Genomic DNA, 26,183 nt, shown 5'->3' with positions numbered 1-26,183 from the left:
GATCATTGGCGCGCGGATGGTGCCGGGGTGGGCGCGGCTTGACCCGGCTCACAGTGCGGACACAGCCCGGGGTGCGGGTGGCCGGGGGCGGGCTCAGCGGGGCTTGAGGCCGTGCAGCAGGTGGTGTACGTGCTCGTCCAGGCCGACCAGGACCTGATCGGCCGGGATGCTGCCGTTGGCGGCGAAGGTGGCCAGCCCGTGCATGCTCGCGCCGGCGAAGAGGGTGAGGCGCGCCGGGTCGCCCGCGACGATCTCGCCCCGCGCCTGCGCGTCCGTGATCAGCCGCTCGAAGGACCCGACGGAGCGGTCGACGGCGTCGGCGAGCTGCGCGGAGACCTCCGGGTCGTGCTTGCGCGCGAACATCACCTCCAGCAGCGCGTCGTGCTCGACGGCGAAGCCCACGTAGGCCTTCGCCAGCACCGACAGCCGTGCCTCGAGCGGCAGCGCGGGGTCGTCCGCGGACTCCAGTGCTCCGGCCAGCCGCTCGTACCCGGCCAGGGCCAGGGCGTCGAGCAGGGCCTGCTTGTCCTTGAAGTGCCGGCCGGGGGCGGCATGACTCACCCCGACCTCGCGGGCCAGCTCGCGCAGGGAGAGCGCACCGGCTCCCCGGTCGCGCAGGGTGCGCTCGGCCGCCGCGAGGAGGGCGGCGCGGAGGTCTCCGTGGTGATAGGGGCGGCTCTCGGGCATGCGGACCATCGTATCCGCATGTTGTCGGCGGCAGCATAGTTGTCGACGTCATCATTGTTGTCATTGACAGCATTGTTGTCGACGCCTACTTTGGAGGCATGGCTGAAAAGACCGACGCGCCCAAGGCGCGCACATGGAACGCGACCCACCTCCCCGACTTCTCCGGCCGCACCGCCGTCATCACCGGCGCCAACAGCGGCATCGGCTTCGCCGCCGCCGACGCGCTGGCCCGCGCGGGCGCGCACGTGGTGTTCGCCGTACGGGACCTCGAGCGCGGCCGGGCCGCCGCCGCGCGGGTGAACGGCAGTACGGAGGTGCGCCGGCTCGACCTCGCGGACCTGGCCTCCGTCCGGGAGTTCGCCTACTCCTGGCAGGGCGGGACGATCGACCTGCTGATCAACAACGCGGGGGTGATGATGCTCCCGGAGCAGTACACCAAGGACGGCTTCGAGATGCAGTTCGGCACGAACCATCTCGGGCACTTCGCCCTGACGAACCTGCTGCTGCCCCACGTCGGGGACCGGGTGGTGACCGTCTCCTCCGGCGCCCACCGCATGGGCGACCGCAGGATCTCCTTCGACGACCCCAACCTCACGGGCCGCTACACCCCGCAACGCGCCTACTCCCAGTCCAAGCTGGCGAATCTTCTGTTCACCCTGGAACTCCAGCGCCGCCTCACCGAGTCCGGCTCACCCGTCCGCGCCCTCGCCGCCCACCCCGGCTGGGCGGCCACCAACCTCCAGAGCCACACCGCGAACCCGGTCGGCCGCGTCCTCATGCAGATCGGCAACCGGATCCTGGCCCAGGACGACAAGGCGGGCGCCCTGCCCACCCTCTACGCGGCGAGCCAGGACCTCCCCGGCGCGAGCTACGTCGGCCCCGACGGCCTGGCCGAGATGCGGGGCGCCCCCACCCTCGTAGGCCGCAACACCGCGGCGAGCGACCCGGTGGCCGCACGGCGGCTGTGGGCGCTGTCCGAGGAACTGACGGGCGTGCGGTATCCGCTGGCGCTGACGGAGGCGGGCGGAGGGCGGCGGTCGTAGGGGCCGTAGGGAGGGTCGGGACCGTAGGGGGAGTCGGGGCCGGGACCGGCACCGGGACCGGCGCCGGGACCGGGGGTGCGGTGGCGGCCCCGCCGCAGCGCTACTCCACGCCCTCCACGAAGTGGTCGAACTCGCCCGCCTGCACGCCGAGTACGAAGGCGTCCCACTTGCGGCGGTTCGTGGTGACGACGTTGTCCGGGTCGCTGGTCTCCCGGATGTAGACGGGGGCCTCCCCGTCGTCCCCCTCACCGAAGGCGATCTCGATCCAGGGACCGGGACCGGTCGCCTCCGGCGGGGCGGCGCGTTCCCAGGTGAGGTCCGGGGGAAGGTCGGGCATTCTGCGGCTCCTTCTTGAGGGAAGGCCACCGTATCCCCGCGTATCCCCGCGCATCCCTGCCGTGGAGCTACACCCTCCGGCTCTCTCCGGCCCTCTCCGGCTCAGAGCGGGTTGCATCTGGTGCGGGAGTGCGCGGACTTGCGGGGGGTATGTGTGGTGCGGGAGTTGGAGGCATCCAGGGCCAGGAAGCTGTTGTGGACCGATCGCCAGGGGTAAGCGCGATTCACAGTCAAAACTCAGAGAAGCCGGGAACCGATTCTCACCTTCGTGGGACAAAGTGGGCCTGATGAAGCGCACGTCACGCATCTCGGTCACCTCACGTCCCGCCCTGCTCGGCACCGTGGTGCTGCTGGCGCTGACGTCGGCCTCCGTGGCGGCCGCCGATGACGGTCCGGGCCCCTTCGGGGTCACCGTCGTGGCCGCCGCGAACCGGGAGAGCGAGAGAGTCGGGGCACTCTTCGACGCGGACCGGGTCGGCAAGCTCGCCGGGGGACACTTCTGCACCGCCTCGGTCGTGCACAGCGCTCATCGCAACCTCATCGTCACCGCCGCGCACTGTGTGGACGGTGACGACAGTGGCGACGGCGGCGACTTGGTGTTCGTGCCGGGCTACCGGGACGGGAAGGCGCCGTACGGGGTGTGGAAGCTGAAGGGGCGCTTCCTGCCGGACGGGTGGTCCAAGGGGCAGGACGAGGACAGCGACGTGGCGTTCGCCGTCGTGGAGGGACTGGGCGGGGACCAGGGGAAGCTGATCGAGGATGTCGTCGGCGGCAACCGCTTCGCCACCCGGACGGCGACCGGGGCCACCGCTGTGACGGTCACCGGCTACCCCAATTCCCAGGAAACCCCCATCAGTTGCACCAACAAGCCCGGCGTGCACAGCAACACCCAGCAGCGGATCTCCTGCCCCGAATTCACCGGCGGGACCAGCGGCAGTCCCTGGGTCAACGGGGACCACGAGGTCGTGGGGATCCTGGGCGGCCACGAACAGGGCGGGACGACGGCCGACATCTCGTACAGCGTGGTGCTTGGGGTGGAGGCGGCCGAGCTTTACGGGGACGCGGCGAGCGATCCGTGAGGCCTGCCCCCTGGGGAGTGGTGGTGGTCGGTCAGGTGCGGAGCGCCTCCCGGAACACCTGCGCGTGGCGGGCGCACCAGTCCGCGAATGTCCGCGGCTTGCGTGCGAGCAGTCGCTCGACCGTGTCCGTGCGGACTCCGACGGTGTCGGCGCGCATGAGCGCGAAGCCTTCCACGAGGGCCTCGGCGAGAGCGGGTGGCGCGCCGCCGGGGAAGCGGGAGCGTACCGCCTCGGCCGCCTCGGCCGGCTCGCGGACGGTCATGGCGCAGCCGGTCGTCTCGGCGAGGATGTGCACCTGCTCGGCGACGGTGAAGGTCTCCGCGCCGGTGAGCACGTACTCCTTGCCCTGGTGACCGTCCTGGGTCAGGGCGAGGGCGGCGACCGCGGCGATGTCGGCCGGGTCGATCGGCGCGTAGCGGCCGGGGCCGATCGGGTCGAGGACGTAGCGGGCCTCGCGGAGGGTGGGCAGCCAGTCCAGGGCGTTGGTCATGAAGCCGCCGGGACGCAGGAACGTGGCGGGGATACCGGTGGCGCGGATGATCTCCTCGCGCTCGTGGTGCCAGCGGCCCATCGCGGGCATCGGGTCGCCCAGGACGTTGAACGAGGACAAGTGCACGATGTGGCCCACTCCGGCGGCCTGGGCGGCGGTGACGGCGTGGGTGGTCTGGGCGGTGCCGATGCCGGGGGTGAGCAGGAACAGGCGGTCGATGCAAAAGAAGCGGGCGGCCCCACGGTCACTGGTAGTCGGCGGTCAGGGGAGTCGGAGGTCTGGAGCTGCCCGCCGGGCCGGGCGGCGACGAGGTGCGGTTCGGCTGCGAGCAGGCCCAGCAGGGTCTCGCGCTCGTCTGCCCTGGTTCCGGTCAGGTCGAAGGCGATCGGCAGGCCCTGGAGGGTGCATACCAGGTGCAATCGCAGACCCCAGAAGAAGCGGCTGTGGCTGGCGCAGTACCCGTACCCGGCCCATCCGGCCAGGTCGGAGCATTTGACGGTCTCGCGGGAACGGCCGCATTCCACGGGTGTGGAGTCCACGATCCACACGTCGTCGCTCCACATCGAGGTGTTGGTGGCCAGGATCCGGGTGATACGGCGGAGCAGGTCGGCGGCCTTGCGCAGCCGCTTGTTGTAGCCGGGTTGCTGCGGCAGGTACGGGAAGAGGTGCCGCAGGTGGGCCCGGGCATGCCGGAGCCACCTGGCCTCGGAGGTGAACCGAGCATGGCCTGCATCAGCATGGCCTGCATCATCGCCAGGGTGACCAGCTGGGCGTCGGTGAGCTGCGGCGCGATCCCCACGGCCGGCCGCCGCGACGCCAAGTTTGGACGGTCCTTCGGCAGATCGTCTGCTGTGGCACAGAGTGCTGTCGCGAGGGTGTCCAGGTTGTTCGTCACACAACGATCTTGAACGCCCTCGTTCCCGTCGCCGCAGACATGTGACTGAGCGCCACACCGTTGGCCGTTTGAGCCTCTTCTGGCATTTCCCTTGATCGCGAGGAAGATCCCGCGGGTAGAGTCGGCTGGAGGACGGCGTCACCTGGGGGGCTGATGACGGCAGCGGATGCAGTGCCCATAGTCTTCGTTCACGGGACGCGCTTCAGCGCGGGACAGTGGAGCATGCAGCTTGCCGCACTCCGGGACGAATGCCCGGTAGTCGCCGTCGACCTGCCCGGCCACGGGGAGCGCTCGGCTCAGCCCTGGAGCCTGAGCACTGCGACGGAGATCATCGCTTCCGCAGTGGACTCGCTCGACCGCGGGCCGGCTCTGGTCGTCGGGCACTCGCTCGGCGGATATGCCGCGCTGGAGTTCGCGCGGCGTCGTCCGGGACAACTGCGCGGGCTGGTCCTCGCGGGAGCCAGTGCCTCCACCCGCGGCCTCCGGGCAGCGCCCTACCGGTGGGTTGCCAGGCTGGTCCCTCATATCCCGGCGGATCGCCTGGCCCGGTGGAACGACCGGTTGCTTCAGCGACTCTACCCACGGGAAGTGGTGGAGGCGACCATCCGTTCCGGCTACGCCTTCCATACCCTGCCAGCAGCCTGGGACGAGGTACTCGGACGCTTCGACGCGGGTGCGATGCGTTATGTGAAGGCTCCGGTCCTCATCCTGAACGGCGAGAAGGACGCCGTCTTCCGGGCCGGGGAGGCGGACTTCGCCCGCGCGCATCCGCACGCCCGCGTCGAATTGATCCCGCGGGCACGACACCTGGCGAACTTCGACGACCCAGATGCCTTCACTGATGCCGTCCGCCGCTTCGCCCGACAGCTCCCTGCCGTCAGCTGAGCGCGCCACAGGGATGCTCAGTCACAAGACACCGCTTGGAATTGATCACCTGGTGGTGATAGGCGATCAGGTCGCCGGTCGGCTGGGTTACTTCCCGTATTCTGGCGATCACTGTGGCACGAATAGGCCGAAATGCTGGCTGAGTCGGTCGGTCTGAGGCGAAAGCGGACTTGAAGCGGGCGTGGATGGGGGAGGGTTGAGCCGTGCGGAAAGTATGGGTGGTCGGTGCGGCCGCGGCCGGGCTCGGGCTGAGCTTCGTCATGCTGCTCGTGGTCGGGGTGTACGTCGTCGCCGGGAACCTCGTCAACGGGATGGGCGGCGGGGCCGTCTCGCTGGCCAAGGGGGCCGTGCCGGCCGCGTACCAGACGCTCGTTCAGAAGTGGGGCAATCTCTGCCCCGCCCTCAATCCGGCCCTGCTGGGCGCCCAGTTGTACCAGGAGAGCGGATTCAACCCGAACGCCAAAAGTCCGGCGAAGGCGGAGGGGATAGCGCAATTCATCCCGGGGACGTGGGCCACGCACGGTATCGATGGCGATGGGGACGGAGACCGGGATGTGTGGGACCCGAATGACGCGATTCCGTCGGCCGCTTCCTACGACTGCCAGCTCGCCTCGTACGTGAAGGACGTCCCCGGCGACGTCTCCGACAACATGCTCGCCGCCTACAACGCGGGGGCGTACGCGGTCATCCAGTACGGGGGCGTGCCGCCGTACTCGGAGACCCGGAACTACGTGAAGACGATCAGCACGCTCGAGAAGAGCTTCGCCGCCCCCGTCACCCGGGTCGACCCCAGCCGGCAGGCCGCCGCTGCCATCGCCTATGCGCAGAAGAAGCTCGGGACGCCCTACTTGTGGGGTGGGAACGGCACCGCTGACCAGGGCGGACGGTTCGACTGTTCCGGGTTGACCAAGGCGGCGTACGAGAGCGTCGGGGTCACGCTTCCGCGTGTCGCCAACGATCAGTACAACGCGGGGCCGCACCCGAAGCGGGAGGAGTTGCTGCCGGGCGATCTGGTGTTCTTCTCCGATGATCTGACCGACTCTCGGGCCATCCGGCACGTGGGGATCTACGTGGGGGGCGGATACATGATCGACGCGCCCAGGCCGGGGGCTGTCATCCGGTTCGACCCGGTCGACACCCCCGACTACTTCGGGGCCACTCGGGTAACCGAAGATGGCGCGAAAGCGCTCCCCACCAAGGTGTGACCGAACGTGAACCGGCCCCCTGAGCTGCGGCTATGAGTCTCTCTTCGATAACGTCTGAGTGATCTTTCGGTGGAGAGTGGAACGTTGAGACGGGGGACGTGCGTTCCTGTTGACGTAGCCGAGCGGACGTCAGTGCGTCAGTGCAGCGGAAGCGGATCTACGAAACCACAGGGGTGGGTAGGAGCGGCGCACGCGAGGTGCGCCCGGAGAACGACGAAGGGGCCGCAGCACCATGGCTGTACTCGCCGATTCCGGATCGAACCCCGACGTCGACCTGCTGTACGACATCAACGGACTGGCCAAGGACGCGCCCGGGTGGGTCGACCGGGTGATGGAGTTCGTGGGTGAGTACGGGCTGCTGCTCGCCATGGTGCTGGTGGTGCTCTGGTGCTGGTGGTCCGTGCGGAGGCGTTCCGCCGACGCGGACGAGGCGGCTGCCTCTGTCGCGGGGCTCGTGTGGGCGCCGTTGGCCGCCGGGATCGCCGTGTTGGTGAACGTGCCCATCCGGGGATTCGTGGAGCGGCCCCGTCCCTTCGTCGATCACCAGGGGCTGGACGTTCTCGTCTCCGGGAAGAACGACTACTCGTTCGTGAGTGATCACGCGACGCTGACCATGGCCATGGCGGTCGGACTGTTCGTCGCCAACCGGAGGTTCGGGGTCGTCGGGATCGGGCTGGCGCTGTTCGAGGGGTTCTGCCGGGTGTACATGGGCGTGCACTATCCGACCGATGTGGTCGGGGGGTTCGCGCTCGGGACCGCGGTGGCGTTGTTGCTGTCGCCGCCGGCGATGGCTTTGCTCACGCCGGTGATGAAGGCGGTGGAGCGGTCGCCTCGGGTGGGGTGGGTCGTCCGGCGGCGCTCATCGGAGGCCGAGGGCGGGGATGCGTTCGTTCCCGGGTCGCGGGAGTCCGTGGCCTCGGAGGAGCGGGATCTCGCCGCGTAGGGTGCCGTGCCGCCTGGGGTCCCCCCAGGCCCTTGAGGCCCTTGAAGCACTGGGGGAGGCACGGCTGCCCGCAGCTACGCGGCCGCATCGCATCGCATAGCTGCGGGCGGGCAGGCCCCCGGCCTACAACCCCTGCGGGTAACTGAAGAACCTCTCCGGGTCGTACTGCTTCTTCACCTGGGCCAGCCGCGTCGCCGCGTCGCCGTAGTACGCCTTGCGCCAGTTGGTGAGCGTCGGGTCGGTGTAGTTCTGGTAGGCCGCGCCGGAGGCGTAGGGCTGCATGGCGTTGTGGGCCGACGTGAGCCAGGACTGGGCCGTCGTGCCGGAGCTGCCCGCGCCCCAGGAGGCGATGTACTGGGCCAGCATCCGGGAGCGGCGGTGGACGAAGGCCGTGGCGGTGGGGGAGACGCGGTTGACGGCGCCGCCGAGGGCGGTGAGGTCGATGCTGCCCGCGCCGCCCCGCACCGACGTCAGCTGGGCCAGCAGCTTCTGGATGCCGGCCGCCGAGAGGGAGTGGTCGAAGAAGTCGGAGCGGGCGGCGTACGTTTCGCGGCTCAGGGCGCCCTGCGGGGAGCGGCCCGGGGTCGAGCCGGGGAGGTGGCACTGGGCGTCGGTGGGGTAGGAGGAGCAGTTGGCGTATCCCTCCATCGCCTCCTCGTAGCCCCGGCGGCGCAGGGAGACGCTGGAGGCGTTGGCGCCCACCTTGTCGGCCAGGCGGTCGACCGCGTTCTTGAGCTCGCCGTAGGTGCCCATGGAGAACGCGGCCACGGAGACCGTGGGGGTGCGGCCGGGGGAGCTCGACAGGTGCAGGGAGGACCAGATCTCGTCGGGCTGGGTCGGGCCCCACTCCTGCCAGGCCTTGATCACCGCGGCGGCCTTCGCCCAGGGCCAGGTCAGGTATCCGGTGACGGCCTGGGGGGCCGGGTGGGTCTTGAAGTGGAGTTCGGTGACGACGCCGAAGTTGCCGTTGCCGGCGCCGCGCAGGGCCCAGAAGAGGTCTTTGTTGGTGGTGGCGTTGGCGGTGAGCTGCTTGCCGTCCGCGGTGATCAGGGTGGCCTGGGTGAGGCTGTCGCAGGTCAGGCCGTACGCACGGGAGGCCACGCCGTGGCCGCCGCCGAGCACCAGGCCGGAGACGCCGACCGTGGGGCAGGAACCGGCGGGGATCGTCACGCCCTTGGCACCGAGCGCGCGGTAGACGTCGATCAGCTTGGAGCCGGCGCCGACGACGGCCTCCTGGCCGCTGACCCGGATCCGGTTGAGCTTGGAGACGTCGACTATGAGGCGGCTGTCGCCGGAGGACCAGCCCGCGTAGGAGTGGCCGCCGTTGCGTATCGCCACGCGTATGTTGTGCGCGTGGGCGTAGGCCAGCGTCGTCCGGATGTCGTCGGCGTGGGCGACGTAGGCGACCGCAGCGGGTTTCAGGCCGTCGAAGCGGGTGTTGTACAGCTGGTGGGCGGTCTTCCAGGCCGCGTCGCCGGGGCGGACCAGCGTGCCGTCGAGGTCGCGGGCGAGCGCCGCCCAGTTCGCGGCGGCCGCCGCGTTGGCGGTCTTGATCGGCGTACGGGAGGATGTCGACGTCAGTGCCCGCGTCGACGGGTCCGCTGTGCCCGTCGCGTGCTTCGCGGATCCGGCGGCCGTGCCCCCGCTTCCCTTGCAGCCGGCCACCGCGATCGCGGCCACCGCGGCTGCGCCGCCTGAGATAAACGTACGCCGTTCCATGCTCGTGCCTTTCGTCGGCTCCCCTGGAACGAGACGGCGTACCGGGGCCAAAGGTTCCACGCTGCGTAACCCAGCGTCGGAACCTATGTGTGGCCTCCCCGTAAGCATTCCGTGACCTCACCGGGCCGACGGCAGGGGTTCACCCCCCGTTCACTTCCGGCCATCGGCGCCTTCACCTGTTCTGCCTAATTTCGGCCGTACCCGGTGCGGAGTGCGGCCTTGCGGACGCGCTTCCGTACCAACGACTTCGCACGCCGCCGACGGTGGCGGCTCCTGGAAGGAACTCCCGAAAGTGAAGCTTCAGCGCAAGAACCGGCTTCGCGCCCTTTCCCTCGGTGTTGTGGCCGTCTCCGGCGCCCTGGCCCTGACGGCGTGCGGCTCCGACGACACGGGCAAGAAGGCGAGCGACGGTTCTTCGTCCACGGCGAACGCCAGCTCCATCAAGTGCGACAACGCCAAGGGCCAGCTCCTCGCCGACGGCTCCTCCGCGCAGAAGAACGCGATCGACGCGTGGGTGAAGAACTTCTCCCAGGCCTGCGGCGTGCAGATCAACTACAAGGGCGGCGGCTCCGGCGCCGGTGTCACCGCGTTCACCCAGGGTCAGGTCGCCTTCGCCGGCTCCGACTCCGCACTCAAGCCCGAAGAGGTCGCCGCCTCCAAGAAGGTCTGCTCCGGCGGTCAGGGCATCGACCTGCCGATGGTCGGCGGCCCGATCGCGGTCGGTTACAACGTCCCGGGTGCCGACAACCTGGTCCTGGACGCCCCGACCCTCGCCAAGATCTTCGACAGCAAGATCACCAACTGGAACGACGCGGCGATCAAGAAGCTGAACCCCGACGCGAAGCTCCCGAACCTGAAGATCCAGGCGTTCCACCGCTCCGACGAGTCGGGTACGACGGACAACTTCACCAAGTACCTGATCGCCACCACCCCGGACAACTGGAAGTACTCCGGCGGCAAGGCCTGGCAGGCCAAGGGCGGCCAGTCCGCTCCGCAGTCCGCGGGTGTGGCCCAGCAGGTGAAGCAGACCTCCGGCGCCATCGGCTACTTCGAGCTGTCCTACGTCTCGGACGGCCTCAAGGCCGTCTCCATCGACACCGGTGCCAGCAAGCCGGTCGCGCCCAGCACCGAGAGCGCCACCGCCGACATCGCCGCCGCCAAGGTCGTCGGCACCGGCAAGGACCTGTCGCTCCAGCTCGACTACAAGACCAAGGCCGAGGGCGCCTACCCGCTCACGCTGGTCACGTACGAGATCGCCTGCGACAAGGGCAACAAGGCGGACACCCTGCCCGCCACCAAGGCGTTCCTCCGCTACATCGCCAGCGAGGACGGCCAGAAGGTCCTGTCCGGGATCGACTACGCCCCCGTCCCCGACGCGATCATCTCCAAGGTCCGCACCACCATCGAGGGCCTGAGCTGACCTGAGTGCGGTCCGGCCCCGGTCCGGGGCCGGACCGCACCGTCCGGTGCACCGCCGCCAGGAGCCGTCCCCCGTGGACGGCTCCACCGAGCCGCCCACCCGCAAGCGGCTCCGCAGACCGGAGAACCCGATGGACATATCGACGCAGACAACCGACGCACCTCCCCCCGTCCCCGAGCCGACCGTGGCCGAGCAGAAGCGCAACGCCCGTGGCGCGACCCGCCCCGGTGACCGCATCTTCCTCGGCCTCTCCCGCGGCTCGGGCATCCTGCTGCTGGTGGTCATGGCCGCGATCGCGGTCTTCCTCACCTACCGCGCCTCCCTCGCGATCAGCAAGGACCACGGCAACTTCCTGACCACCTTCGAGTGGAACACCAACCTCCAGCCGCCTTCCTTCGGCATCGCGGTCCTCGCCTTCGGCACGATCGTCTCCTCGATCATCGCCATGGTCATCGCGGTCCCGATCGCGGTCGCCATCGCGCTCTTCATCACGCACTACGCGCCGCGCAGGATGGCCGGCCCCGTCGCGTACGTGATCGACCTGCTCGCCGCCGTGCCGTCCATCGTGTACGGCCTGTGGGGCGCGCTCATCCTCGTACCGCACATGACCGGCCTCTACGGCTGGCTCGACAAATACCTCGGCTGGACCGGCATCTTCTCCTGGGAGGGCGGCGCCCCCCGGTCGATGCTCACCGTCGGCATCCTGCTCGCGATCATGATCCTGCCGGTCATCACCAACGTGAGCCGCGAGGTCTTCCGGCAGGTCCCGAGGATGCACGAGGAGGCCGCGCTGGCCCTCGGCGCCACGCGCTGGGAGGTCATCCGCATGTCGGTGCTGCCCTTCGGCCGCTCCGGCGTGATCTCCGCCTCGATGCTCGGCCTCGGCCGCGCCCTCGGCGAGACGATGGCCGTCGCCACCGTGCTCTCCCCGACCTTCGACGTCCAGACCAGCCTGCTCGACCCGGGCGGCGGCACCTTCGCCCAGAACATCGCCAGCAAGTTCAGCGAGGCGACGCAGGACGGCCGTGACGCGCTGATCGCCTCCGGTCTGGTCCTGTTCGTCATCACCCTGCTGGTCAACGGCGCGGCCCGCGCGATCATCGCCCGCCGCAAGGAGTACTCGGGGGCCAACGCATGAGCACCGCCAGCCTCGCCGACAAGCGCCCCAGCACGCTGCGCGGCGCCAGCCTCCCGAAGTGGTCCCCGTGGGCCATCGCCGCCGGGTCCCTCGTGGTCGCGGTCGGCATCGGCCTCGCCGCCGGCCTGGACAGCAAGGTCCAGTGGGGCCTGATCGCCGCGATCCTGTTCATCCTCGGTACGTTCGGCATCGCCGCCCGCGTCGAGGGCCGCCGCCAGGCCAAGGACCGCGTCGCGACCTCCCTCGTCTGGGTCGCCTTCCTGCTCGCCGTCGTCCCGCTGGTCTCCCTGATCTGGACGACCGTCTCGCGCGGCGTGAAGGTCCTCGACGTCTACTTCCTCACCCACTCCATGGGTGTCGTCGCCGACTCCGAGCCGGGCGGCGGTATCTACGCCGCCATCATCGGCAGCCTGGAGCAGGTCGGCCTCGCCACCCTGATCGGCGCGCCGATCGGCATCCTCACCGCGATCTACCTGGTCGAGTACGGGCGGGGCAGGCTCGCCCAGGCCGTCACGTTCTTCGTCGACGTGATGACCGGTATCCCGTCGATCGTCGCGGGTCTGTTCATCCTCAGCCTGATGCTGATCTTCGACATGCAGCCCTTCGGCTTCGCCGGCTCGCTGGCCCTGGCCATCCTGATGATGCCGGTCGTGGTCCGCTCCACCGAGGAGATGCTCAAGCTCGTACCGAACGAGCTGCGCGAGGCGTCCCTGGCGCTGGGTGTGCCCAAGTGGCGCACCATCCTGAAGGTGGTCGTGCCGACCTCCATCGGCGGCATCATCACCGGCATCATGCTCGCCGTCGCCCGTATCGCGGGTGAGACGGCGCCGGTGCTGCTGCTGGTGTTCGGCAACCCGTTCATCAACAACAACCCCTTCGAGGGTGCGCAGGCGTCGCTGCCGCTGTACATCTACCAGCAGTACTCGCAGAGCGCGGGTGCCAACGCGGCGTACGACCGCGCGTGGGCGGCGTCCCTCACGCTGATCGCCTTCGTGATGATCCTCAACATGGTGGCCCGGGGCATTGCCCGCTTGAAGGCCCCGAAGACCGGTCGCTGACCGCGGCCTATCAGCGACCGAAGAGTCTGGAAGTGAAGTAGTTATGTCCAAGCGAATCGATGTGAGCGGGCTCACCGCCTACTACGGCTCCCACAAGGCGATCGAGGACATCTCGATGACGGTCGAGCCGCGCTCGGTGACGGCGTTCATCGGCCCCTCCGGCTGCGGCAAGTCGACGTTCCTGCGCACCCTGAACCGCATGCACGAGGTCACGCCGGGTGGGCGGGTCGAGGGCAAGGTGATGCTCGACGACGAGGACCTGTACGGGACCGGGATCGACCCGGTGTCGGTACGGCGTGAGGTCGGCATGGTGTTCCAGCGGCCGAACCCGTTCCCCACGATGTCGATCTTCGACAACGTGGCGGCGGGGCTGCGGCTGAACGGCAGCTACAAGAAGAGCGAGCTCGCGGACGTCGTCGAGAAGTCGCTCAAGGGCGCGAACCTCTGGAACGAGGTCAAGGACCGGCTGAACAAGCCGGGGTCCGGGCTGTCCGGTGGTCAGCAGCAGCGGCTGTGCATCGCGCGGGCGATCGCCGTGGAGCCGAAGGTGCTGCTGATGGACGAGCCGTGCTCGGCGCTGGACCCGATCTCCACGCTCGCCATCGAGGACCTGATCGGTGAGCTGAAGGAACGGTTCACGATCGTCATCGTGACGCACAACATGCAGCAGGCCGCGCGTGTGTCCGACCGTACGGCGTTCTTCAACCTCGCGGCGGTGGGGCAGCCGGGCAAGCTGATCGAGATCGACGACACGGAGCGGATCTTCTCCAACCCGTCGGTCCAGGCGACCGAGGACTACATCTCCGGCCGCTTCGGCTGAGCCGGCGGTTTGCCGAGACCCCTCGCGGTGCTGCATGGCGGTGCCACCGCGGGGATGTGAGGGCCCGCCCCTGGCTCCCGGGGGCGGGCCCATCGCTGTTTGTACGGGGGGCTCCGCCGGGGGCTCCGCCGGGGAGGGCCGCTTCTTGTAGCCTCCCGGGGTTCGCGCCCACGGCGGGTCTCCGGGCAGCCCCTGGGGCTCCGCCCCAGACCCCGCCAGGGGCTGTCGCCCCTGGACCCCGTTTCCCACCCACCCGTGCGGGTCGGCTGGAAGGGCCCCCACCCTGGGGCCCCGCCCCAGACCCCGGCGGGCCCGGTGAGCGCAGGCGCGGCGGGGCTCGTCAGCGTGTGGCTTGCTGGCGGGGAACGGGGGCCGTCCGGGGCTACAGGAACGCCAGGTTCACGACCCCGAATGCCGCCGCGGCCACCAGGGCGGCTGCCGGCATGGTGATGAACCAGCCGAGGACGATGTTCTTGGCGACGCCCCAGCGGACGGCGTTGACGCGCTTGGTGGCGCCTACGCCCATGATCGCTGAGGTGATGACGTGGGTCGTGGAGATCGGCGCCTTGAAGAGGAACGCGGTGGCGAACATGATCGACGCGCCGGTGGTCTCGGCGGCGAAGCCCTGCGGCGGGTCGAGTTCGATGATCTTCCGGCCCAGGGTGCGCATGATGCGCCAGCCGCCGGCGTAGGTGCCGAGGGAGAGCATCACCGCGCACACGAGCTTGACCCACACCGGGATCGGGTCGTTGAAGGTCTTGTGGCCGGAGATGACCAGGGCGAGCACCACTACGCCCATGGTCTTCTGGGCGTCCTGGAGGCCGTGGCCGAGGGCCATGCCGGCCGCCGACACCGTCTGCGCTATGCGGAAGCCGCGCTTGGCCTTGTGCGGGTTGGAGCGGCGGAACGCCCACAGGATCACGGTCATGACCAGGTAGCCGACGATCAGGCCGACCACCGGGGACAGGAACATCGGGATGATGATCTTGTCGAGCACACCGTTCCAGTGGACCGCCGTGCCGCCCGCGAGCGCCGCGCCGACCATGCCGCCGAACAGGGCGTGGGAGGACGAGGAGGGCAGGCCGAAGTACCAGGTGACGAGGTTCCAGACGATCGCGCCGACCAGCGCCGCGAAGAGGATGGCCATGCCCGAGGAGCCCTGGGGCGTCTCGATCAGGCCCTCGCTGACGGTCTTGGCGACACCGGAGCCCAGGAAGGCACCGGCCAGGTTCATCACGGCCGCCATCGCCAGTGCCGCCCGCGGGGTCAGGGCCCGGGTCGACACCGACGTCGCGATCGCGTTCGCCGAGTCGTGGAATCCGTTCGTGTAAGTGAAGAAGAGCGCGACCGCGACGGTCACGATCAGAGCCAAGGTGTCCATAAAGAGGTCAGGACTCCTTGACGGCGATGGTCTCCACCGTGTTCGCCACGTGCTCGAACGCGTCCGCCGCCTCCTCCAGCACATCCACGATCTGCTTGAGCTTGAGCACCTCGATCGCGTCGTACTTGCCGTTGAAGAGGTGCGCAAGAAGCTTTCTGTGGATCTGGTCGGCCTGGTTCTCGAGGCGGTTGACCTCGATCCAGTACTCGGTGAGGTTGTCCATCGTGCGGAGGTTCGGCATGGCCTCCGCCGTCAGCTCCGCCGCCCTCGCCAGGACCTCGATCTGCTGCTCGACGCCCTTGGGCAGTTCCTCGACGTTGTAGAGGACGACCAGGTCGACGGCCTCCTCCATGAAGTCCATGATGTCGTCCAGGGACGACGCGAGGGAGTAGATGTCCTCGCGGTCGAAGGGCGTGATGAACGAGGAGTTCAACTGGTGGAAGATCGCATGCGTGGCGTCGTCACCTGCGTGTTCCGCGGCCCGCATACGCTCTGCGATCTCGGCTCGGGCGGAAGCGTCCGCCCCGAGCAGTTCCATCAGGAGTTTCGAGCCGGTGACGATGTTGTCCGCGGAAGCGGCGAACATGTCGTAGAAGCTCGTCTCCCTGGGGGTCAGACGAAAGCGCACTTGGGGTCCTCGGGGTGCTTCGGTTTCGGTCAGGCTGATGCTAGGCGCATCATCCGGCCACGGCTAATGGGCCGCCTCCCAGTGTCACCCATCAGTCAAACCGATCATCACGGGGGCGTACCAAGACGCGTATACCCAGCAAAGTTGGCTACCATATACCCTGTAGGGGTATCTGTCCGGAGCTCCGCAGTGACTGGAGGGGCGCGATGACGACGACCGAGGCCGGTGCCACGGCGCCCTCCGAGGTGGGCGGCACCACGCACGGGTACCACAAGCAGAAGGACGAGCACCTCAAGCGGCTGCGCCGGATCGAGGGCCAGATCCGGGGCCTTCAGCGCATGGTCGACGAGGACACCTACTGCATCGACATACTCACGCAGGTGTCCGCCTCCACCAAGGCCCTGCAGTCCTTCGCGCTGCAACTCCTGGAGGAGCACCTGCGCCACTGCGTCGCGGACGCGGCCGTCAAGGGCGGGACGGAGATCGACGCCAAGGTGGAGGAGGCCACGAAGGCGATCGGCCGCCTGCTGCGCACCTGAGTGCCCGTCCCGCAGGTCAGCGGTCAGTGCTCGGTCGTCTCGCGTTCCTTCGCCACGCGCAGCACCTCGTCGATGCTCTCCAGGCTGAGCCGTTCCTCGGCGGCGGACGCCGCGATGATCAGCTCTCCGCACAGCTCGATCTCGGCGAGGGCCACGTGGTCCTGAACTGCCGTACCGCCGACCGGAGCCACGTGCATCACCTCTTCTCTGCCGTTACCGACTTCCTAGAGTAGGCAGGGCTCTACACACCGCGCATGGCACGGACGGGCTAGTTCACGGGCCGCCGCGCTGACTAGTGCCCCGGGCCGCCGGCCGGTTCGCCGGATGGCTGGTTTTCGGCGATCCGGCCCGCGTAGATGTCCTTCGGCAGCGGCAGCCGGACGTCCGCCGGGGTGCCGAAGCCGTACAGCACCGTTGTGGAGGCGACCGCCACGGCGGTCTTCCGGCGGCCGTTGACGAAGGAGAAGCTCTGCCGGATCTTGCGGATGCGGCCCTCGTCGTCGAGGTAGGCGTCGAAGGGAACCTCGGCCGTGGCGAAACCCTTCGCCGCCGCGGCCAGTGCCTCCCGGTTGCCCGCCGAGGCGCCGCGCGCCGCCCTGACCAGGTCGGCGGTGCCGCGGAAGTGCCGCACCTCGATCCCGCCGAGCTCGCTACGCCCCACGTACGTCGCCGTCCGTGTCCCGCGCAGCAACTCCGCGGCGGCGTACGGGTCCGTCGCCCCGCCCGTGACCAGGTTGCCGTCGGAGAGGGTCGTGGTGTCCACCCGTACCCATTTGTCGGCGGGCACCCCCGCTCCGCGGTTCTTCATGAACAGGGCGCCGGGGGCGAGGAGTTCGGTGATCGGGCGGTGCTCGGCCTGCCCGGCCGGGTCCTGCGGCAGCTGCACGGTGAGCCGGCCCAGCTGTCTGCGGAAGTCGTAGACGCCCTTGCCGCGGATGGTGACCCGGGTGCCGCCGGTGGCCATCTCCATCGAGGTGGTGGCCTTTGAACTGCCCGCCCCGCGCAGGGCGTCGGCGGCGTGGTGCAGCGTGGTGACCGGGTCGCCCGCGCCGCGCCCGTCCTCGGCGGCGGCGCCGCTGAAGGAGCAGCCCGTGACACCGAGGCCGAGACCGGCCGCGATCCCCACCGCGAATCCCGCTCTGCCGGCTGTCCCGCCCCGTCTGTACTGCCGCCGATCCATAGCCTGCCTACCCCCAGCCGGTACGTCCGTCACGGGCCCCCTGTCGATCCGGTTAACGACGAGTAGGGGGCGGCCGTCACGCGTGCGCCCGGTCGGCGCGGCGGGAGCTTGAGCGGGGGTGGACGAGCCCTTTACCTCGGGTGGGTAACGTTGTCGGCGTGGCGCAGCAGGACGGTCCCGAACGGACCCGGCACGGGCAGGAACACCTCACGACGACGAGCGAACAGGGCCGCTTCTGCGTGGCCCGTTGCACCTGCGGCTGGCGCGGTCCCGCCCGCCGGGCCCGCAGCCAGGCGAGAGCGGACGCGGAGGGGCATTCGACGGCGAGCTGACGGGCTCGCGGGTCATACGGGAGGCTTCTCGCGGGGCGCACCGGCCCGGTCGCGGGTCACACCGGAGAGTTCGCGGGTCACACCTGCGAGTCGCAGACCAGGGCGTCGACGAGGTCCCGGTCGCGGGGCTGGGTCAGGCGGGCCCGGGCCGGGCCGGGCGCCAGCCACAGGATGCGGTCCACCTCGTCGTTGGGCGTGAAGTCGCCGGCGACGGCCTCGGCCGCCCAGTAACGGACCTCCTTGGGACGGCCGTTGGCGTAGTAGCACACCGTGGGCAGCTCGGCGCCGGGCTCGGCGCTGTACCCGGTCTCCTCCGCCACCTCCCGCAGGGCGCCCGACAGCGCCTCCTCGCCGCGCTTGAGCTTGCCCTTCGGATGGGACCAGTCGTCGTACTTGGGCCGGTGGACGAGGCAGACCTCCAGGCCGCCGTCCACCGGCGAGCGACGCCACAGTACGCAGCCCGCGGCCTGCACGGGGGTGTCGTTCGCGGTCGTCACCGGTGCTTCACCGCCTCGCGTCGAAGGGGTAGAAAAAGTCAGAAAGAGCTGGAAACGGCCAGAAAGGGTCAGGGGGTGGTGACCGTCTGCTTCTGCCAGCACTGCTGGAACGCGAACCGTGACGCCTCCACCTCGTGACGCTGGTCGGCGTGGAGCACGCCGAGGGCGTACGCCGTCGCCGGGGCGATGCGCGGGGTGCGGGCCGCCTGTGCCGCCGCCGCGGCGGCCTCCGAGGCGTCCCGGTGCCGGTTCAGGGCCTGGCCGGCCGTGAGCAGGCGCAGGTCCACGGGGGCGCCCGGGCCGTGCAGCACCTCACGGGCGTAGCGGTGCAGGCGCAGCAGCAGGCGGACCTGGTGCCAGGGGCCGTCCTGTGGGTGGGAGGACGGGTCCGGGGACAGGCCGTGGATGAGGGCCTCCGCGTTGTAGGGGTGGCCCGCGGTGACCAGGGGGAGCGCGGTGATCGCGTCGGTGAGGCGTTCCTCGGCGGCGTCCGCCATGGGGTGCAGTTCGGTGGACGTGGCGGCGGCGGTGAGGGGGACCTCGCTGGCCAGTACGGCGACCTTGTCGGCGACGGCGTGGAAGCGGGAGGAGCCGAGGGCCTGGAGGGCCGTGGAGTGGGCGCGGGTCCGCGCGAGGGTGAGCTGGCGGTCGAGCAGGGCGCCCGCCTTCGCCGCGCCGACGGTCAGGTTGCCGTTCGGGGGTGCCGCCTTCAGCGGGGCGGGCGCCGCCCCGTCGGTGGGGCCGCCCACGGCCGCGCCGACCGCCTGGGCGGGCACCGTCGTCGACCCCGACAGCCGGTGCAGCGCCAGCAGCAGCCGCTCCAGCCGGCCCTCGTACGCGTGCTCCAGCCCCAGCGTGCCCGACAGCCAGGCCAGTTCGGGCCTGATCTCCTCCGACCAGGCGGTGTCGAGCAGGGGTCGGAAGGTGTGCAGGCTGCCGCTGATGCGGCGGGCCGAGCGACGCAGGGCGCGCGCCGCGTCGACGGACTCCTCCGCGCCGTTCGAGCTGCCCCCGGTCTCCCGGTGCAGCCGCAGCGCGCGGAGGAACTCCGTGGCCTGGGCGCGCAGGTAGCCCGCGAGGGTGTCCCCGGTCACCGCCCCGGCCGTGGGGTCCGTCGGGTCAAGGTGTCGCTGTGCCACGCCGGCGCCTCCGGGCGTCTATGAGCATCTCCTGGACGTTGCGCAGGGGCTGGCCGTCCCCGTCGTTCGCGTGTCGCAGCCACTCGCCGTCCGGGCCCAGGTGCCAGGAGATGGTGGTGTCGGACATGCCGGTGTCGAACAGCCGGTTGAGAGAGGACCGGTGGGCGGGGTCGGTGACCCGGACGAGGGCCTCTATCCGGCGGTCGAGGTTGCGGTGCATCATGTCGGCGCTGCCGAACCACACCTCGGGCTCGCCGCCGTTGCCGAAGATGAACACCCGGGAGTGCTCGAGGAAGCGGCCGAGGACGGACCGGACGCGGATGTTCTCCGACAGGCCCGGGACGCCGGGGCGCAGCGCGCAGATGCCGCGGACCCACACGTCCACCGGCACGCCCGCCTGGGACGCGCGGTAGCAGGCGTCGATGACCGCCTCGTCCACCATCGAGTTGACCTTGATGCGGACGAACGCCGGACGCCCTGCACGGTGGTGCACGACCTCCTTGTCGATCCGTGAGACCAGGCCGTCGCGCAGGGACTTGGGGGCGACCAGCAGCCGGCGGTAGGTCTCGCGGCGCGAGTAGCCGGAGAGGCGGTTGAACAGGTCGGAGAGGTCCGCGCCGACCTGCGGGTCGGCGGTGAGCAGACCGAGGTCCTCGTACAGCCGGGCCGTCTTCGGGTGGTAGTTGCCCGTGCCGACGTGGCTGTAGCGGCGGAGCGTCTCGCCCTCCTGGCGCACCACCAGGGACAGCTTGCAGTGGGTCTTCAGGCCGACGAGGCCGTACACCACGTGGCAGCCGGCCTCCTCCAGCTTGCGCGCCCACTTGATGTTGGCGTGTTCGTCGAAGCGTGCCTTGATCTCGACGAGGACGAGGACCTGCTTGCCGGATTCGGCGGCGTCGATGAGCGCGTCGACGATCGGGGAGTCGCCGGAGGTGCGGTACAGGGTCTGCTTGATGGCGAGGACGTCCGGGTCGCCCGCGGCCTGTTCGAGGAAGGCCTGCACGGACGTGGAGAAGCTGTCGTACGGGTGGTGCAGCAGCACGTCGCGGGTGCGCAGGGCCGCGAAGATGTCCGGTGCCGACGCCGACTCGACCTCGGCGAGGTCACGGTTGGTGCCGGCGACGAACTTCGGGTACTTGAGCTCAAGCCGGTCCAGGGAGGCGATGCGGAAGAGGCCGGTGAGGTCCAGGGGGCCGGGCAGCGGGTACACCTCGGCCTCGCTGATCTTCAGCTCGCGCACCAGCAGGTCGAGGACCTCGCGGTCGATGGACTCCTCGACCTCCAGGCGCACCGGCGGCCCGAAGCGGCGCCGCATGAGCTCCTTCTCCAGGGCCTGGAGCAGGTTCTCGGCGTCGTCCTCCTCGACCTCGAGGTCCTCGTTGCGGGTGAGCCGGAAGGCGTGGTGCTCGAGGACCTCCATGCCCGGGAAGAGCTCCTCCAGGTGGGCCGCGATGACGTCCTCCAGCGGGACGTACCGGCCTGGGGCGGCCTCCAGGAAGCGGGACAGCAGCGGCGGCACCTTCACGCGGGCGAAGTGCCGGTGGCCGCTGACCGGGTTGCGTACCACCACGGCCAGGTTCAGGGACAGGCCGGAGATGTACGGGAAGGGGTGCGCCGGGTCCACGGCCAGGGGGGTCAGGACCGGGAAGATCTGGTGCCGGAAGAGCGTGAAGAGGCGCGCCTGTTCCTTCTCCGTCAGCTCGCTCCAGCGGACCAGGTGGATGCCCTCCTCCGCGAGTGCGGGGGCGACGTCCTCGTGGTAGCAGGCGGCGTGCCGGGCCATCAGCTCGCGGGAGCGGGCCCAGATCATCTCCAGTACTTCACGGGGCTGGAGACCGGAGGCCGAGCGGGTGGCGACGCCCGTCGCGATACGGCGCTTCAGACCGGCCACCCGGACCATGAAGAACTCGTCCAGGTTGCTGGCGAAGATCGCCAGGAAGTTCGCGCGTTCGAGGAGGGGCGTGTTCGGGTCCTCGGCGAGTTCGAGGACCCGCTCGTTGAACGCGAGCCAGCTGCGTTCCCGGTCGAGGAATCGACCCTGCGGCAGCTGTACCCCGTCGACCTGGGATTCCTCGTACGCGTCGAGGTCGGCATCGATGTCGGGTTCCAGGTCGGAGACCACGGCCGCCACGGTGTGCGGGCGGTGCGCGGCTATGGAGCCCACGGAGGGCTGCGCGTGCTGGACCTGTGCCTGGGTGTCTGGCTGGCTCATGACCCCATTGTTCCGCGCCAGGAGCGATACGGGCGCGTCGGAACGTGCGGGTGGGAGCTTCACGACCCCGTTCCCCGCGGGCCCCTCGGGGGGCGGCGAAGGCTCTGGCACGGCGGGCTTCATTGGCTGAGCGTCGCAAGGTCGTCTGAATCGATGGTTACGGAGACATGACGTGCGGGATATCTGGGAGCGGCTCCCGGGCGTTCGGCGCGGTGCGGCGTTCGCGAAAGTGCGGCGCGCCGTCCGCGAAATACGGTGCGCCCTCCGCGAAAGTGACGATCCCGTACGTCCTTCCCCCCGTGGGAGGACGTACGGGATCGTCGGTCCCTTACGCGGTGCGCCGGCGCAGCACCGTGTAGGCCGCCGTGGTCGCGGCGGCCGCCAGGGTGAGGACTATGCCGGTCTCCACCAGGTGGAGGGGCCAGTAGTGGGACTCCGGGTGATAGACGGCGTAGTAGCCGTCGGCGTTCCGGCCCCAGTTCACCTGCCAGGCACCGTTGGGCCACCTGAGCCGCTCCAGTGACGTGCGGGTCACCGTCGGCCACAGGTCCGCGCGGTAGCGCTCCAGCACGAAGTTCAGCAGCCACATCGCGGCGAACGCGGTGCCGAGGGCGGCCAGGGTGCGGCGCAGCAGCAGCGCGGCGAGCGCGCCGAACGCGAGGGCGCACAGGCCGTACGCCACCATGAGCGGGCCCCGGGCCACGAACACGTCGGCGAAGGTCCAGTCGTCGTCCATCAGGCCCCGGCTGGCCGCCCAGCCCCAGCGGTACACCGTCACCAGGGCGGCACCGCCGGCCGTGACCACCAGTGCGGGCAGCGCGAGCTTGGCGGTGAGCCAGCGGGTCGGGGTGACGCCCTGGGTCCAGGCCAGCTGGGCGGTCCCGGACTCCAGCTCCCGGCCGATCAGGGCGCCGCCCGCGAAGGCGGCGACGGCCAGGAAGCTGTAGCAGATCAGCGTGCCGATCCAGCCGACCGATTCGGTGTAGGCGAGCAGGCGGGAGATGTTGCAGGCCGGGGCGTGGCGGCAGGACAGATCGTCCGCGCGGGCGCCGGCCGCGGTCACCTCGGTCAGCCAGACCAGCCAGCCGGTCAGCCCGGCCACGAACGCGGCCCAGGCCAGCAGGGCCCAGCGGTGCAGCCGCAGGACCGTGCGGGGCAGGCCCCGGAGGGCGGCGGCGCTCATGCGGAGGCCGCCTTCGCGAGCCGGAACGCTCCGGTGAGCCGCCTGAGGACGAGGAACGCGCCCGCGGTGAGCAGGGCGGCCAGGGCCAGTACCAGGGCGGTGGTGGTCAGCTGGAGCGGCCAGAAGTGCGAGGCGGGGTGGTAGCTGCTGTAGTAGCCCACCGCGCCGAGCTTCTCGTACGCCCGGTGGCACCCGTTCGTCGAGAGGTTGTCGCAGGCGGGGGCGGGGATGTGCGCGCCGGTGGCGGTGACCAGGCCTCTGTCGACGTTGATGCCGGTGAAGACGTAGCCCTCCTTGAGGCTGGTGACCCGGGTGACGGCGGGCCACAGGTGCGGCAGGAGCACCTCGGCCAGGACCCGGATCCCGGCGGTGAGGACGAGGCCGAGGACGAGTGCGGGCAGGGTGCGGCGCCAGAGCATGCCCGCGAAGGCGCCGGCGGCCAGGCCGGCCAGGGCGAAGGCGACCGTGGTGGGGCCGTTGGCGTGGAAGGTCCAGATCTCGTTCCAGAGGTCGAGGGTGACGCCGCGGCTGTGGGCCGCCGACCAGGCCCGGCGGTGCAGGAGTACCAGCAGGCTTGTGCCGGCGGTGACCGCAACGGTCGGCAGCGCCAGCTTGGCCACCAGCCAGCGGGCCGGGGTGACGCCTTGCGTCCAGGCCAGCTGCGCGGTGCCGGACTCCATCTCGCGCCCGACGAGCGCGGCGCCCGCCCAGGCGGCCGTCAGCAACGGCAGCGCGGCCAGGGCGAGGGTGAGGTAGGTGTACGTGTCGCTGAAGAACAGGACCGGTTCCTGGTCGAACGGGCAGTTCGGTCCGTTGCGGCAGGAGTTCCACTGCCGCCACGCCTGAGCCGCCGCGTCGGTGAGCGGCCCGGCGAGCCACAGCAGCAGGGCGGCCCCGAGGACCACCAGTCCCGCCCAGAGGAGCAGCGCCGGGCGGTGCAGGCGCAGCAGCCAGCGGGTCAGACGCGGGCGGCCGGACGGGTGCCGGGCGGCTGCCGAAGTAGACGCGGTCATGACACTCACGCGGCGGCCTCCTCGGTCGTCGCCGCGGCGGCGGTGAGGGCGGGGGCCTCGGGGTTGCGCAGGTGGGCGAGGACCAGTTCCTCCAGGGACGGCGTGCTGGTGCGCCAGCCGGCGGGCAGTGGGCCGGCCGGGCGGACGAGGGCGCTGAGCTGGCGGCCGGTGACACGGGACTCGACGACCGTGTGCGGGGCGAGGTCGGCCGTGTCCGCGGCGGCGCTCACGCGCGTGTGGGCGGCCAGCAGGTCGTCGATCTCCCCGGCCAGCCGGATCCGGCCGCCGCCGACCAGCAGCAGGTGGTCGCAGGAGTCCTCCAGCTCGGCGACCACGTGCGAGGACATCGCGATCGTGGTGCCGTACTCGGCCGCCTGCGCCATCAGCACGCCCATCAGCTCGTGCCGGGCCAGCGGGTCGAGGTCGGCCATCGGCTCGTCCAGGAGCAGCAGCTCCGGCTGCTTGCCGAGGGCCAGGGCGAGCGCGACCCGGGTGCGCTGACCGCCGGAGAGCGTGCGGACCTTGGCGTTCGGGTCCAGGTCGCCGGCGGCGGTCGTCCGCTCGGCGGCGGCCGCGTCCCACCGCTCCGGGTTGAGGTCGGCGCCCATGCGGAGCGTCTCGGCGACCGTGAGCTGCGGGTGGAGCGGCTTGTCCTGGGCGACGTAGGCCACGCGGGTGCGCGCCTCGGCGGGGCCCGTCCCGAGGACGGTGAGCGTGCCCTCGGTGGGGACGAGCAGCCCGGCGCTCAGGGTGAGGAGCGTGGACTTGCCCGCTCCGTTGGGCCCGACGACGGCACAGACACGTCCGGCGGGCAGCTGGAAGGTGCAGTCGCGCAGCGCCCACCCTCGCCGCCTGCCGTAGCGCTTGCCCAGCGCGTCGGCCCTCAGCGCCGTGTTGGTCATGACAGGTCTCCCTGGAAGTGTTTCTCGAGTACGGCAGTGAAGAGTGCGGCCACGTCGTCACGCTCCAGCCCGGCGTCCTGGGCGCGCGCCGCCCACTCCTCCAGTTCGGCGCGCAGGGGCGAGTCGACGGGGGCGGCGCCCAGAGAACGCCGTACGAAGGTCCCGAGCCCTCGCCGGGCCTCCACGAGTCCCTCGCGTTCCAGCTCGCGGTACGCCTTCAGGACGGTGTTCGGATTGATCGCGGTGGCTTCCACGACCTCCCGCGCCGTGGGCAGCCTGTCCCCCGGCTCCAGCAGCCCCATGCGCAGGGCCTGCTTCGTCTGCTGGACGATCTGGACGTAGGTGGCCACGCCGCTGTGCCGGTCGATGCGGTACTCGACCACTCACAACCACCCTTTCACTAATTGAGTAGTGAAAGGGTGGTGCAAAGAAGGGGGCGGCGTCAAGACCGCCGCCCCCTATGAGAGGTACGTCAGGTATAAGAGGTACCTCAGGTTCAGGTGCGTCAGGTTTCGGTGCGGTACATCAGGTCCGTCTCGTACGTCGTGAACCCCAGCCGCTCGTACACCGACACCGCCGCCTTGTTGTCCGCGTCGACGTACAGCATCGCCGTCGGCATCCCCTGAGCCGCCAGATGGCGCAGGCCCACCATGGTGAGCGCCTTGCCCAGGCCGCCGCCCTGCCGGCCGGGGGCCACGCCGAGGACGTACACCTCGCCGAGCTGCTCGACCGCGTGCACCTTCGTCCAGTGGAAGCCGACGAGCTCACCCGAGCGCTCGGCCAGGAAGAAGCCGGCCGGGTCGAACCACGGCTGGGACTTGCGGTCGTCGAGGTCGCGCCGGGTCAGGGAGCCCTGCTCGGGGTGGTGGGCGAAGGCGGCGGCGTTGACGGCCAGCCAGGCCGCGTCGTCGGCGCCCGGCACGAAGGCGCGTACCGTCACGCCCTCGGGCAGCACCGGATCGGGCAGGTCCGGATCGGCCAACGACCTCCGCATCTGGCGCAGTTCGCGGAACAGGGTCAGGCCGAGCACCTGGGCGAGGTGCCGGGCCGCGGAGTGCCCGCCGTGCGCCCACACCCGCAGCCGCTTGCCCGAGGCCGCCAGCAGGGCCGAGCCCAGCGCCCGGCCGTGCCCGTGCCCGCGGTGGGCCGGGTGGACGACGAGTTCCGCGGCCGGCGCCTCGACCGGGTCGGTGTCTTCCAGCTGGGCATAGCCGACGAGTTCGTCGCCGACGAGCAGCAGCAGATGCGATACGCCCTCCCGGGCGCCGCCGGAGAGTTGCAGCCGCCCCTGCTCGGACACCGGCTGCTGCCCGTCGACGCGGGCGGCCTCCGCGAGCAGCCCGAGCACGGCCTCTGCCTGGCCCGGGGAGAGCGCGGAGTAGGTCTCGATGGAACGGGTGTGGGCGGGCCGTGCGGTGTCGTCGCTGGTCATGCGTATGAGGGTACGGGGCGGTCCCGG

The 26,183-nt window shown here is 70.5% G+C and carries 27 protein-coding genes and 1 pseudogene; 11 read left to right on the top strand and 17 right to left on the bottom strand.

The features are described from left to right. Positions 1-93 precede the first annotated feature (93 nt). Positions 94-696, bottom strand: a complete 603-nt coding sequence (locus ACWGJM_RS02585) for a TetR/AcrR family transcriptional regulator (RefSeq protein WP_453409815.1) — start codon at positions 694-696, stop codon at positions 94-96. An 89-nt stretch (positions 697-785) separates the two neighbouring features. Between ACWGJM_RS02585 and ACWGJM_RS02580 the strand changes: the two genes are divergently transcribed. Next, positions 786-1,730: an oxidoreductase gene (locus ACWGJM_RS02580; RefSeq protein WP_453409814.1), complete on the top strand. Its 945-nt coding sequence runs from the start codon at positions 786-788 to the stop codon at positions 1,728-1,730. Positions 1,731-1,830: 100 nt separating this feature from the next. Here the strand turns inward: ACWGJM_RS02580 and ACWGJM_RS02575 are convergent, their stop codons facing one another. Then, complete coding sequence (locus tag ACWGJM_RS02575) at positions 1,831-2,067, bottom strand: DUF397 domain-containing protein (RefSeq protein ID WP_453409813.1); 237 nt, start codon at positions 2,065-2,067, stop codon at positions 1,831-1,833. Positions 2,068-2,353: 286 nt separating this feature from the next. Between ACWGJM_RS02575 and ACWGJM_RS02570 the strand changes: the two genes are divergently transcribed. Then, a complete protein-coding gene (locus ACWGJM_RS02570; protein WP_453409812.1) occupies positions 2,354-3,145 on the top strand; it encodes a trypsin-like peptidase domain-containing protein in 792 nt (263 codons plus the stop codon). Between the two features lie 31 nt (positions 3,146-3,176). Here the strand turns inward: ACWGJM_RS02570 and ACWGJM_RS02565 are convergent, their stop codons facing one another. Further along, complete coding sequence (locus ACWGJM_RS02565) at positions 3,177-3,824, bottom strand: NAD(P)H-binding protein (RefSeq protein ID WP_453409843.1); 648 nt, start codon at positions 3,822-3,824, stop codon at positions 3,177-3,179. Positions 3,825-3,916: 92 nt separating this feature from the next. Beyond that, a pseudogene (locus ACWGJM_RS02560) lies at positions 3,917-4,530 on the bottom strand (transposase); the annotation flags it as partial. Between the two features lie 153 nt (positions 4,531-4,683). Here ACWGJM_RS02560 and ACWGJM_RS02555 point away from each other — a divergent pair. The 3 genes from ACWGJM_RS02555 to ACWGJM_RS02545 all read left to right on the top strand — a co-directional run bounded on the left by ACWGJM_RS02555 (position 4,684) and on the right by ACWGJM_RS02545 (position 7,563). After that, complete coding sequence (locus ACWGJM_RS02555; protein WP_453409811.1) at positions 4,684-5,415, top strand: alpha/beta fold hydrolase; 732 nt, start codon at positions 4,684-4,686, stop codon at positions 5,413-5,415. Positions 5,416-5,618: 203 nt separating this feature from the next. Further along, complete coding sequence (locus tag ACWGJM_RS02550) at positions 5,619-6,620, top strand: C40 family peptidase (protein ID WP_453409810.1); 1,002 nt, start codon at positions 5,619-5,621, stop codon at positions 6,618-6,620. Positions 6,621-6,852: 232 nt separating this feature from the next. Continuing rightward, complete coding sequence (locus ACWGJM_RS02545; RefSeq protein WP_453409809.1) at positions 6,853-7,563, top strand: phosphatase PAP2 family protein; 711 nt, start codon at positions 6,853-6,855, stop codon at positions 7,561-7,563. A 123-nt stretch (positions 7,564-7,686) separates the two neighbouring features. Here ACWGJM_RS02545 and ACWGJM_RS02540 read toward each other — a convergent pair whose 3' ends face one another. Next, positions 7,687-9,282, bottom strand: a complete 1,596-nt coding sequence (locus tag ACWGJM_RS02540) for an FAD-binding oxidoreductase (RefSeq protein WP_453409808.1) — start codon at positions 9,280-9,282, stop codon at positions 7,687-7,689. 292 nt (positions 9,283-9,574) lie between these two features. Here ACWGJM_RS02540 and pstS point away from each other — a divergent pair, with 292 nt between their 5' ends. The 4 genes from pstS (at position 9,575) to pstB (ending at position 13,718) form a co-directional block, all read left to right on the top strand. After that, the gene (gene pstS, locus ACWGJM_RS02535; RefSeq protein ID WP_453409807.1) at positions 9,575-10,702 is read left to right on the top strand and encodes a phosphate ABC transporter substrate-binding protein PstS; all 1,128 of its coding nucleotides are present in this window, start codon (positions 9,575-9,577) and stop codon (positions 10,700-10,702) included. Between the two features lie 130 nt (positions 10,703-10,832). Then, entirely contained in the window at positions 10,833-11,840 is a 1,008-nt protein-coding gene (gene pstC / locus ACWGJM_RS02530) for a phosphate ABC transporter permease subunit PstC (RefSeq protein ID WP_453409842.1), read from the top strand. Next, on the top strand, positions 11,837-12,898 hold the full coding sequence (gene pstA, locus ACWGJM_RS02525; protein ID WP_453409806.1) for a phosphate ABC transporter permease PstA: 1,062 nt from the start codon (positions 11,837-11,839) through the stop codon (positions 12,896-12,898). The genes pstC and pstA overlap by 4 nt, the downstream gene beginning before the upstream one ends. Before the next feature lie 43 nt (positions 12,899-12,941). Beyond that, positions 12,942-13,718, top strand: coding sequence for a phosphate ABC transporter ATP-binding protein PstB (pstB, locus tag ACWGJM_RS02520; protein WP_453409805.1), 777 nt, complete (start codon positions 12,942-12,944; stop codon positions 13,716-13,718). A gap of 382 nt (positions 13,719-14,100) precedes the next feature. Here the strand turns inward: pstB and ACWGJM_RS02515 are convergent, their stop codons facing one another. Further along, a complete protein-coding gene (locus ACWGJM_RS02515; protein ID WP_453409804.1) occupies positions 14,101-15,099 on the bottom strand; it encodes an anion permease in 999 nt (332 codons plus the stop codon). 7 nt (positions 15,100-15,106) lie between these two features. Further along, the gene (locus ACWGJM_RS02510; RefSeq protein ID WP_009326469.1) at positions 15,107-15,727 is read right to left on the bottom strand and encodes a DUF47 domain-containing protein; all 621 of its coding nucleotides are present in this window, start codon (positions 15,725-15,727) and stop codon (positions 15,107-15,109) included. 206 nt (positions 15,728-15,933) lie between these two features. On the opposite strand from ACWGJM_RS02510, the gene ACWGJM_RS02505 reads away from it, so the two are divergent. Next, on the top strand, positions 15,934-16,266 hold the full coding sequence (locus ACWGJM_RS02505) for a metal-sensitive transcriptional regulator (RefSeq protein ID WP_453409803.1): 333 nt from the start codon (positions 15,934-15,936) through the stop codon (positions 16,264-16,266). A gap of 23 nt (positions 16,267-16,289) precedes the next feature. Here the strand turns inward: ACWGJM_RS02505 and ACWGJM_RS02500 are convergent, their stop codons facing one another. Together ACWGJM_RS02500 and ACWGJM_RS02495 are read right to left on the bottom strand one after the other, a co-directional pair. Further along, complete coding sequence (locus tag ACWGJM_RS02500; RefSeq protein ID WP_453409802.1) at positions 16,290-16,463, bottom strand: hypothetical protein; 174 nt, start codon at positions 16,461-16,463, stop codon at positions 16,290-16,292. A 95-nt stretch (positions 16,464-16,558) separates the two neighbouring features. Then, positions 16,559-17,446 (bottom strand): hypothetical protein, encoded by an 888-nt coding sequence (locus ACWGJM_RS02495; protein ID WP_453409801.1) that lies wholly within the window; start codon positions 17,444-17,446, stop codon positions 16,559-16,561. Between the two features lie 158 nt (positions 17,447-17,604). Here ACWGJM_RS02495 and ACWGJM_RS02490 point away from each other — a divergent pair, with 158 nt between their 5' ends. Continuing rightward, entirely contained in the window at positions 17,605-17,778 is a 174-nt protein-coding gene (locus ACWGJM_RS02490) for a hypothetical protein (RefSeq protein WP_453409800.1), read from the top strand. 77 nt (positions 17,779-17,855) lie between these two features. Here ACWGJM_RS02490 and ACWGJM_RS02485 read toward each other — a convergent pair whose 3' ends face one another. From ACWGJM_RS02485 to mshD, 8 genes are all read right to left on the bottom strand, one after another. After that, on the bottom strand, positions 17,856-18,275 hold the full coding sequence (locus tag ACWGJM_RS02485; protein ID WP_453409799.1) for an NUDIX hydrolase: 420 nt from the start codon (positions 18,273-18,275) through the stop codon (positions 17,856-17,858). 68 nt (positions 18,276-18,343) lie between these two features. After that, on the bottom strand, positions 18,344-19,414 hold the full coding sequence (locus tag ACWGJM_RS02480; protein ID WP_453409798.1) for a CHAD domain-containing protein: 1,071 nt from the start codon (positions 19,412-19,414) through the stop codon (positions 18,344-18,346). Further along, complete coding sequence (locus ACWGJM_RS02475) at positions 19,395-21,749, bottom strand: RNA degradosome polyphosphate kinase (RefSeq protein WP_453409797.1); 2,355 nt, start codon at positions 21,747-21,749, stop codon at positions 19,395-19,397. Before ACWGJM_RS02475 ends, ACWGJM_RS02480 begins: the two co-directional genes overlap by 20 nt. A gap of 205 nt (positions 21,750-21,954) precedes the next feature. Continuing rightward, positions 21,955-22,809: a hypothetical protein gene (locus ACWGJM_RS02470; RefSeq protein WP_453409796.1), complete on the bottom strand. Its 855-nt coding sequence runs from the start codon at positions 22,807-22,809 to the stop codon at positions 21,955-21,957. Next, positions 22,806-23,822: an ABC transporter permease gene (locus ACWGJM_RS02465; RefSeq protein ID WP_453409841.1), complete on the bottom strand. Its 1,017-nt coding sequence runs from the start codon at positions 23,820-23,822 to the stop codon at positions 22,806-22,808. Before ACWGJM_RS02465 ends, ACWGJM_RS02470 begins: the two co-directional genes overlap by 4 nt. Positions 23,823-23,827: 5 nt before the next feature. Continuing rightward, complete coding sequence (locus tag ACWGJM_RS02460) at positions 23,828-24,724, bottom strand: ABC transporter ATP-binding protein (protein ID WP_453409795.1); 897 nt, start codon at positions 24,722-24,724, stop codon at positions 23,828-23,830. Further along, positions 24,721-25,107, bottom strand: a complete 387-nt coding sequence (locus ACWGJM_RS02455) for a GntR family transcriptional regulator (RefSeq protein ID WP_453409794.1) — start codon at positions 25,105-25,107, stop codon at positions 24,721-24,723. The genes ACWGJM_RS02460 and ACWGJM_RS02455 overlap by 4 nt, the downstream gene beginning before the upstream one ends. 122 nt (positions 25,108-25,229) lie before the next feature. Continuing rightward, positions 25,230-26,156: a mycothiol synthase gene (gene mshD / locus ACWGJM_RS02450; RefSeq protein WP_453409793.1), complete on the bottom strand. Its 927-nt coding sequence runs from the start codon at positions 26,154-26,156 to the stop codon at positions 25,230-25,232. Positions 26,157-26,183: the final 27 nt, after the last annotated feature.

Source organism: Streptomyces sp. NPDC054834, assembly GCF_053611185.1.
Note: the sequence above shows the minus strand (reverse complement) of the source record. Positions and strands in the feature narration are given on the sequence as shown.

Bases quoted from the DNA above. Each gene is read 5' to 3' on its own strand.
- ACWGJM_RS02475 (WP_453409797.1), bottom strand. From the start codon at position 21,749: ATGAAGCCCGCCGTGCCAGAGCCTTCGCCGCCCCCCGAGGGGCCCGCG.
- ACWGJM_RS02545 (WP_453409809.1), top strand. From the start codon at position 6,853: ATGGCTGTACTCGCCGATTCCGGATCGAACCCCGACGTCGACCTGCTG.
- ACWGJM_RS02515 (WP_453409804.1), bottom strand. From the start codon at position 15,099: ATGGACACCTTGGCTCTGATCGTGACCGTCGCGGTCGCGCTCTTCTTC.
- ACWGJM_RS02505 (WP_453409803.1), top strand. From the start codon at position 15,934: ATGACGACGACCGAGGCCGGTGCCACGGCGCCCTCCGAGGTGGGCGGC.
- ACWGJM_RS02570 (WP_453409812.1), top strand. From the start codon at position 2,354: ATGAAGCGCACGTCACGCATCTCGGTCACCTCACGTCCCGCCCTGCTC.
- ACWGJM_RS02555 (WP_453409811.1), top strand. From the start codon at position 4,684: ATGACGGCAGCGGATGCAGTGCCCATAGTCTTCGTTCACGGGACGCGC.
- ACWGJM_RS02580 (WP_453409814.1), top strand. From the start codon at position 786: ATGGCTGAAAAGACCGACGCGCCCAAGGCGCGCACATGGAACGCGACC.
- pstC (WP_453409842.1), top strand. From the start codon at position 10,833: ATGGACATATCGACGCAGACAACCGACGCACCTCCCCCCGTCCCCGAG.
- ACWGJM_RS02575 (WP_453409813.1), bottom strand. From the start codon at position 2,067: ATGCCCGACCTTCCCCCGGACCTCACCTGGGAACGCGCCGCCCCGCCG.
- ACWGJM_RS02460 (WP_453409795.1), bottom strand. From the start codon at position 24,724: ATGACCAACACGGCGCTGAGGGCCGACGCGCTGGGCAAGCGCTACGGC.
- pstA (WP_453409806.1), top strand. From the start codon at position 11,837: ATGAGCACCGCCAGCCTCGCCGACAAGCGCCCCAGCACGCTGCGCGGC.
- ACWGJM_RS02465 (WP_453409841.1), bottom strand. From the start codon at position 23,822: ATGACCGCGTCTACTTCGGCAGCCGCCCGGCACCCGTCCGGCCGCCCG.
- pstB (WP_453409805.1), top strand. From the start codon at position 12,942: ATGTCCAAGCGAATCGATGTGAGCGGGCTCACCGCCTACTACGGCTCC.
- ACWGJM_RS02495 (WP_453409801.1), bottom strand. From the start codon at position 17,446: ATGGATCGGCGGCAGTACAGACGGGGCGGGACAGCCGGCAGAGCGGGA.
- ACWGJM_RS02470 (WP_453409796.1), bottom strand. From the start codon at position 22,809: ATGAGCGCCGCCGCCCTCCGGGGCCTGCCCCGCACGGTCCTGCGGCTG.
- ACWGJM_RS02500 (WP_453409802.1), bottom strand. From the start codon at position 16,463: ATGCACGTGGCTCCGGTCGGCGGTACGGCAGTTCAGGACCACGTGGCC.
- ACWGJM_RS02540 (WP_453409808.1), bottom strand. From the start codon at position 9,282: ATGGAACGGCGTACGTTTATCTCAGGCGGCGCAGCCGCGGTGGCCGCG.
- ACWGJM_RS02585 (WP_453409815.1), bottom strand. From the start codon at position 696: ATGGTCCGCATGCCCGAGAGCCGCCCCTATCACCACGGAGACCTCCGC.
- mshD (WP_453409793.1), bottom strand. From the start codon at position 26,156: ATGACCAGCGACGACACCGCACGGCCCGCCCACACCCGTTCCATCGAG.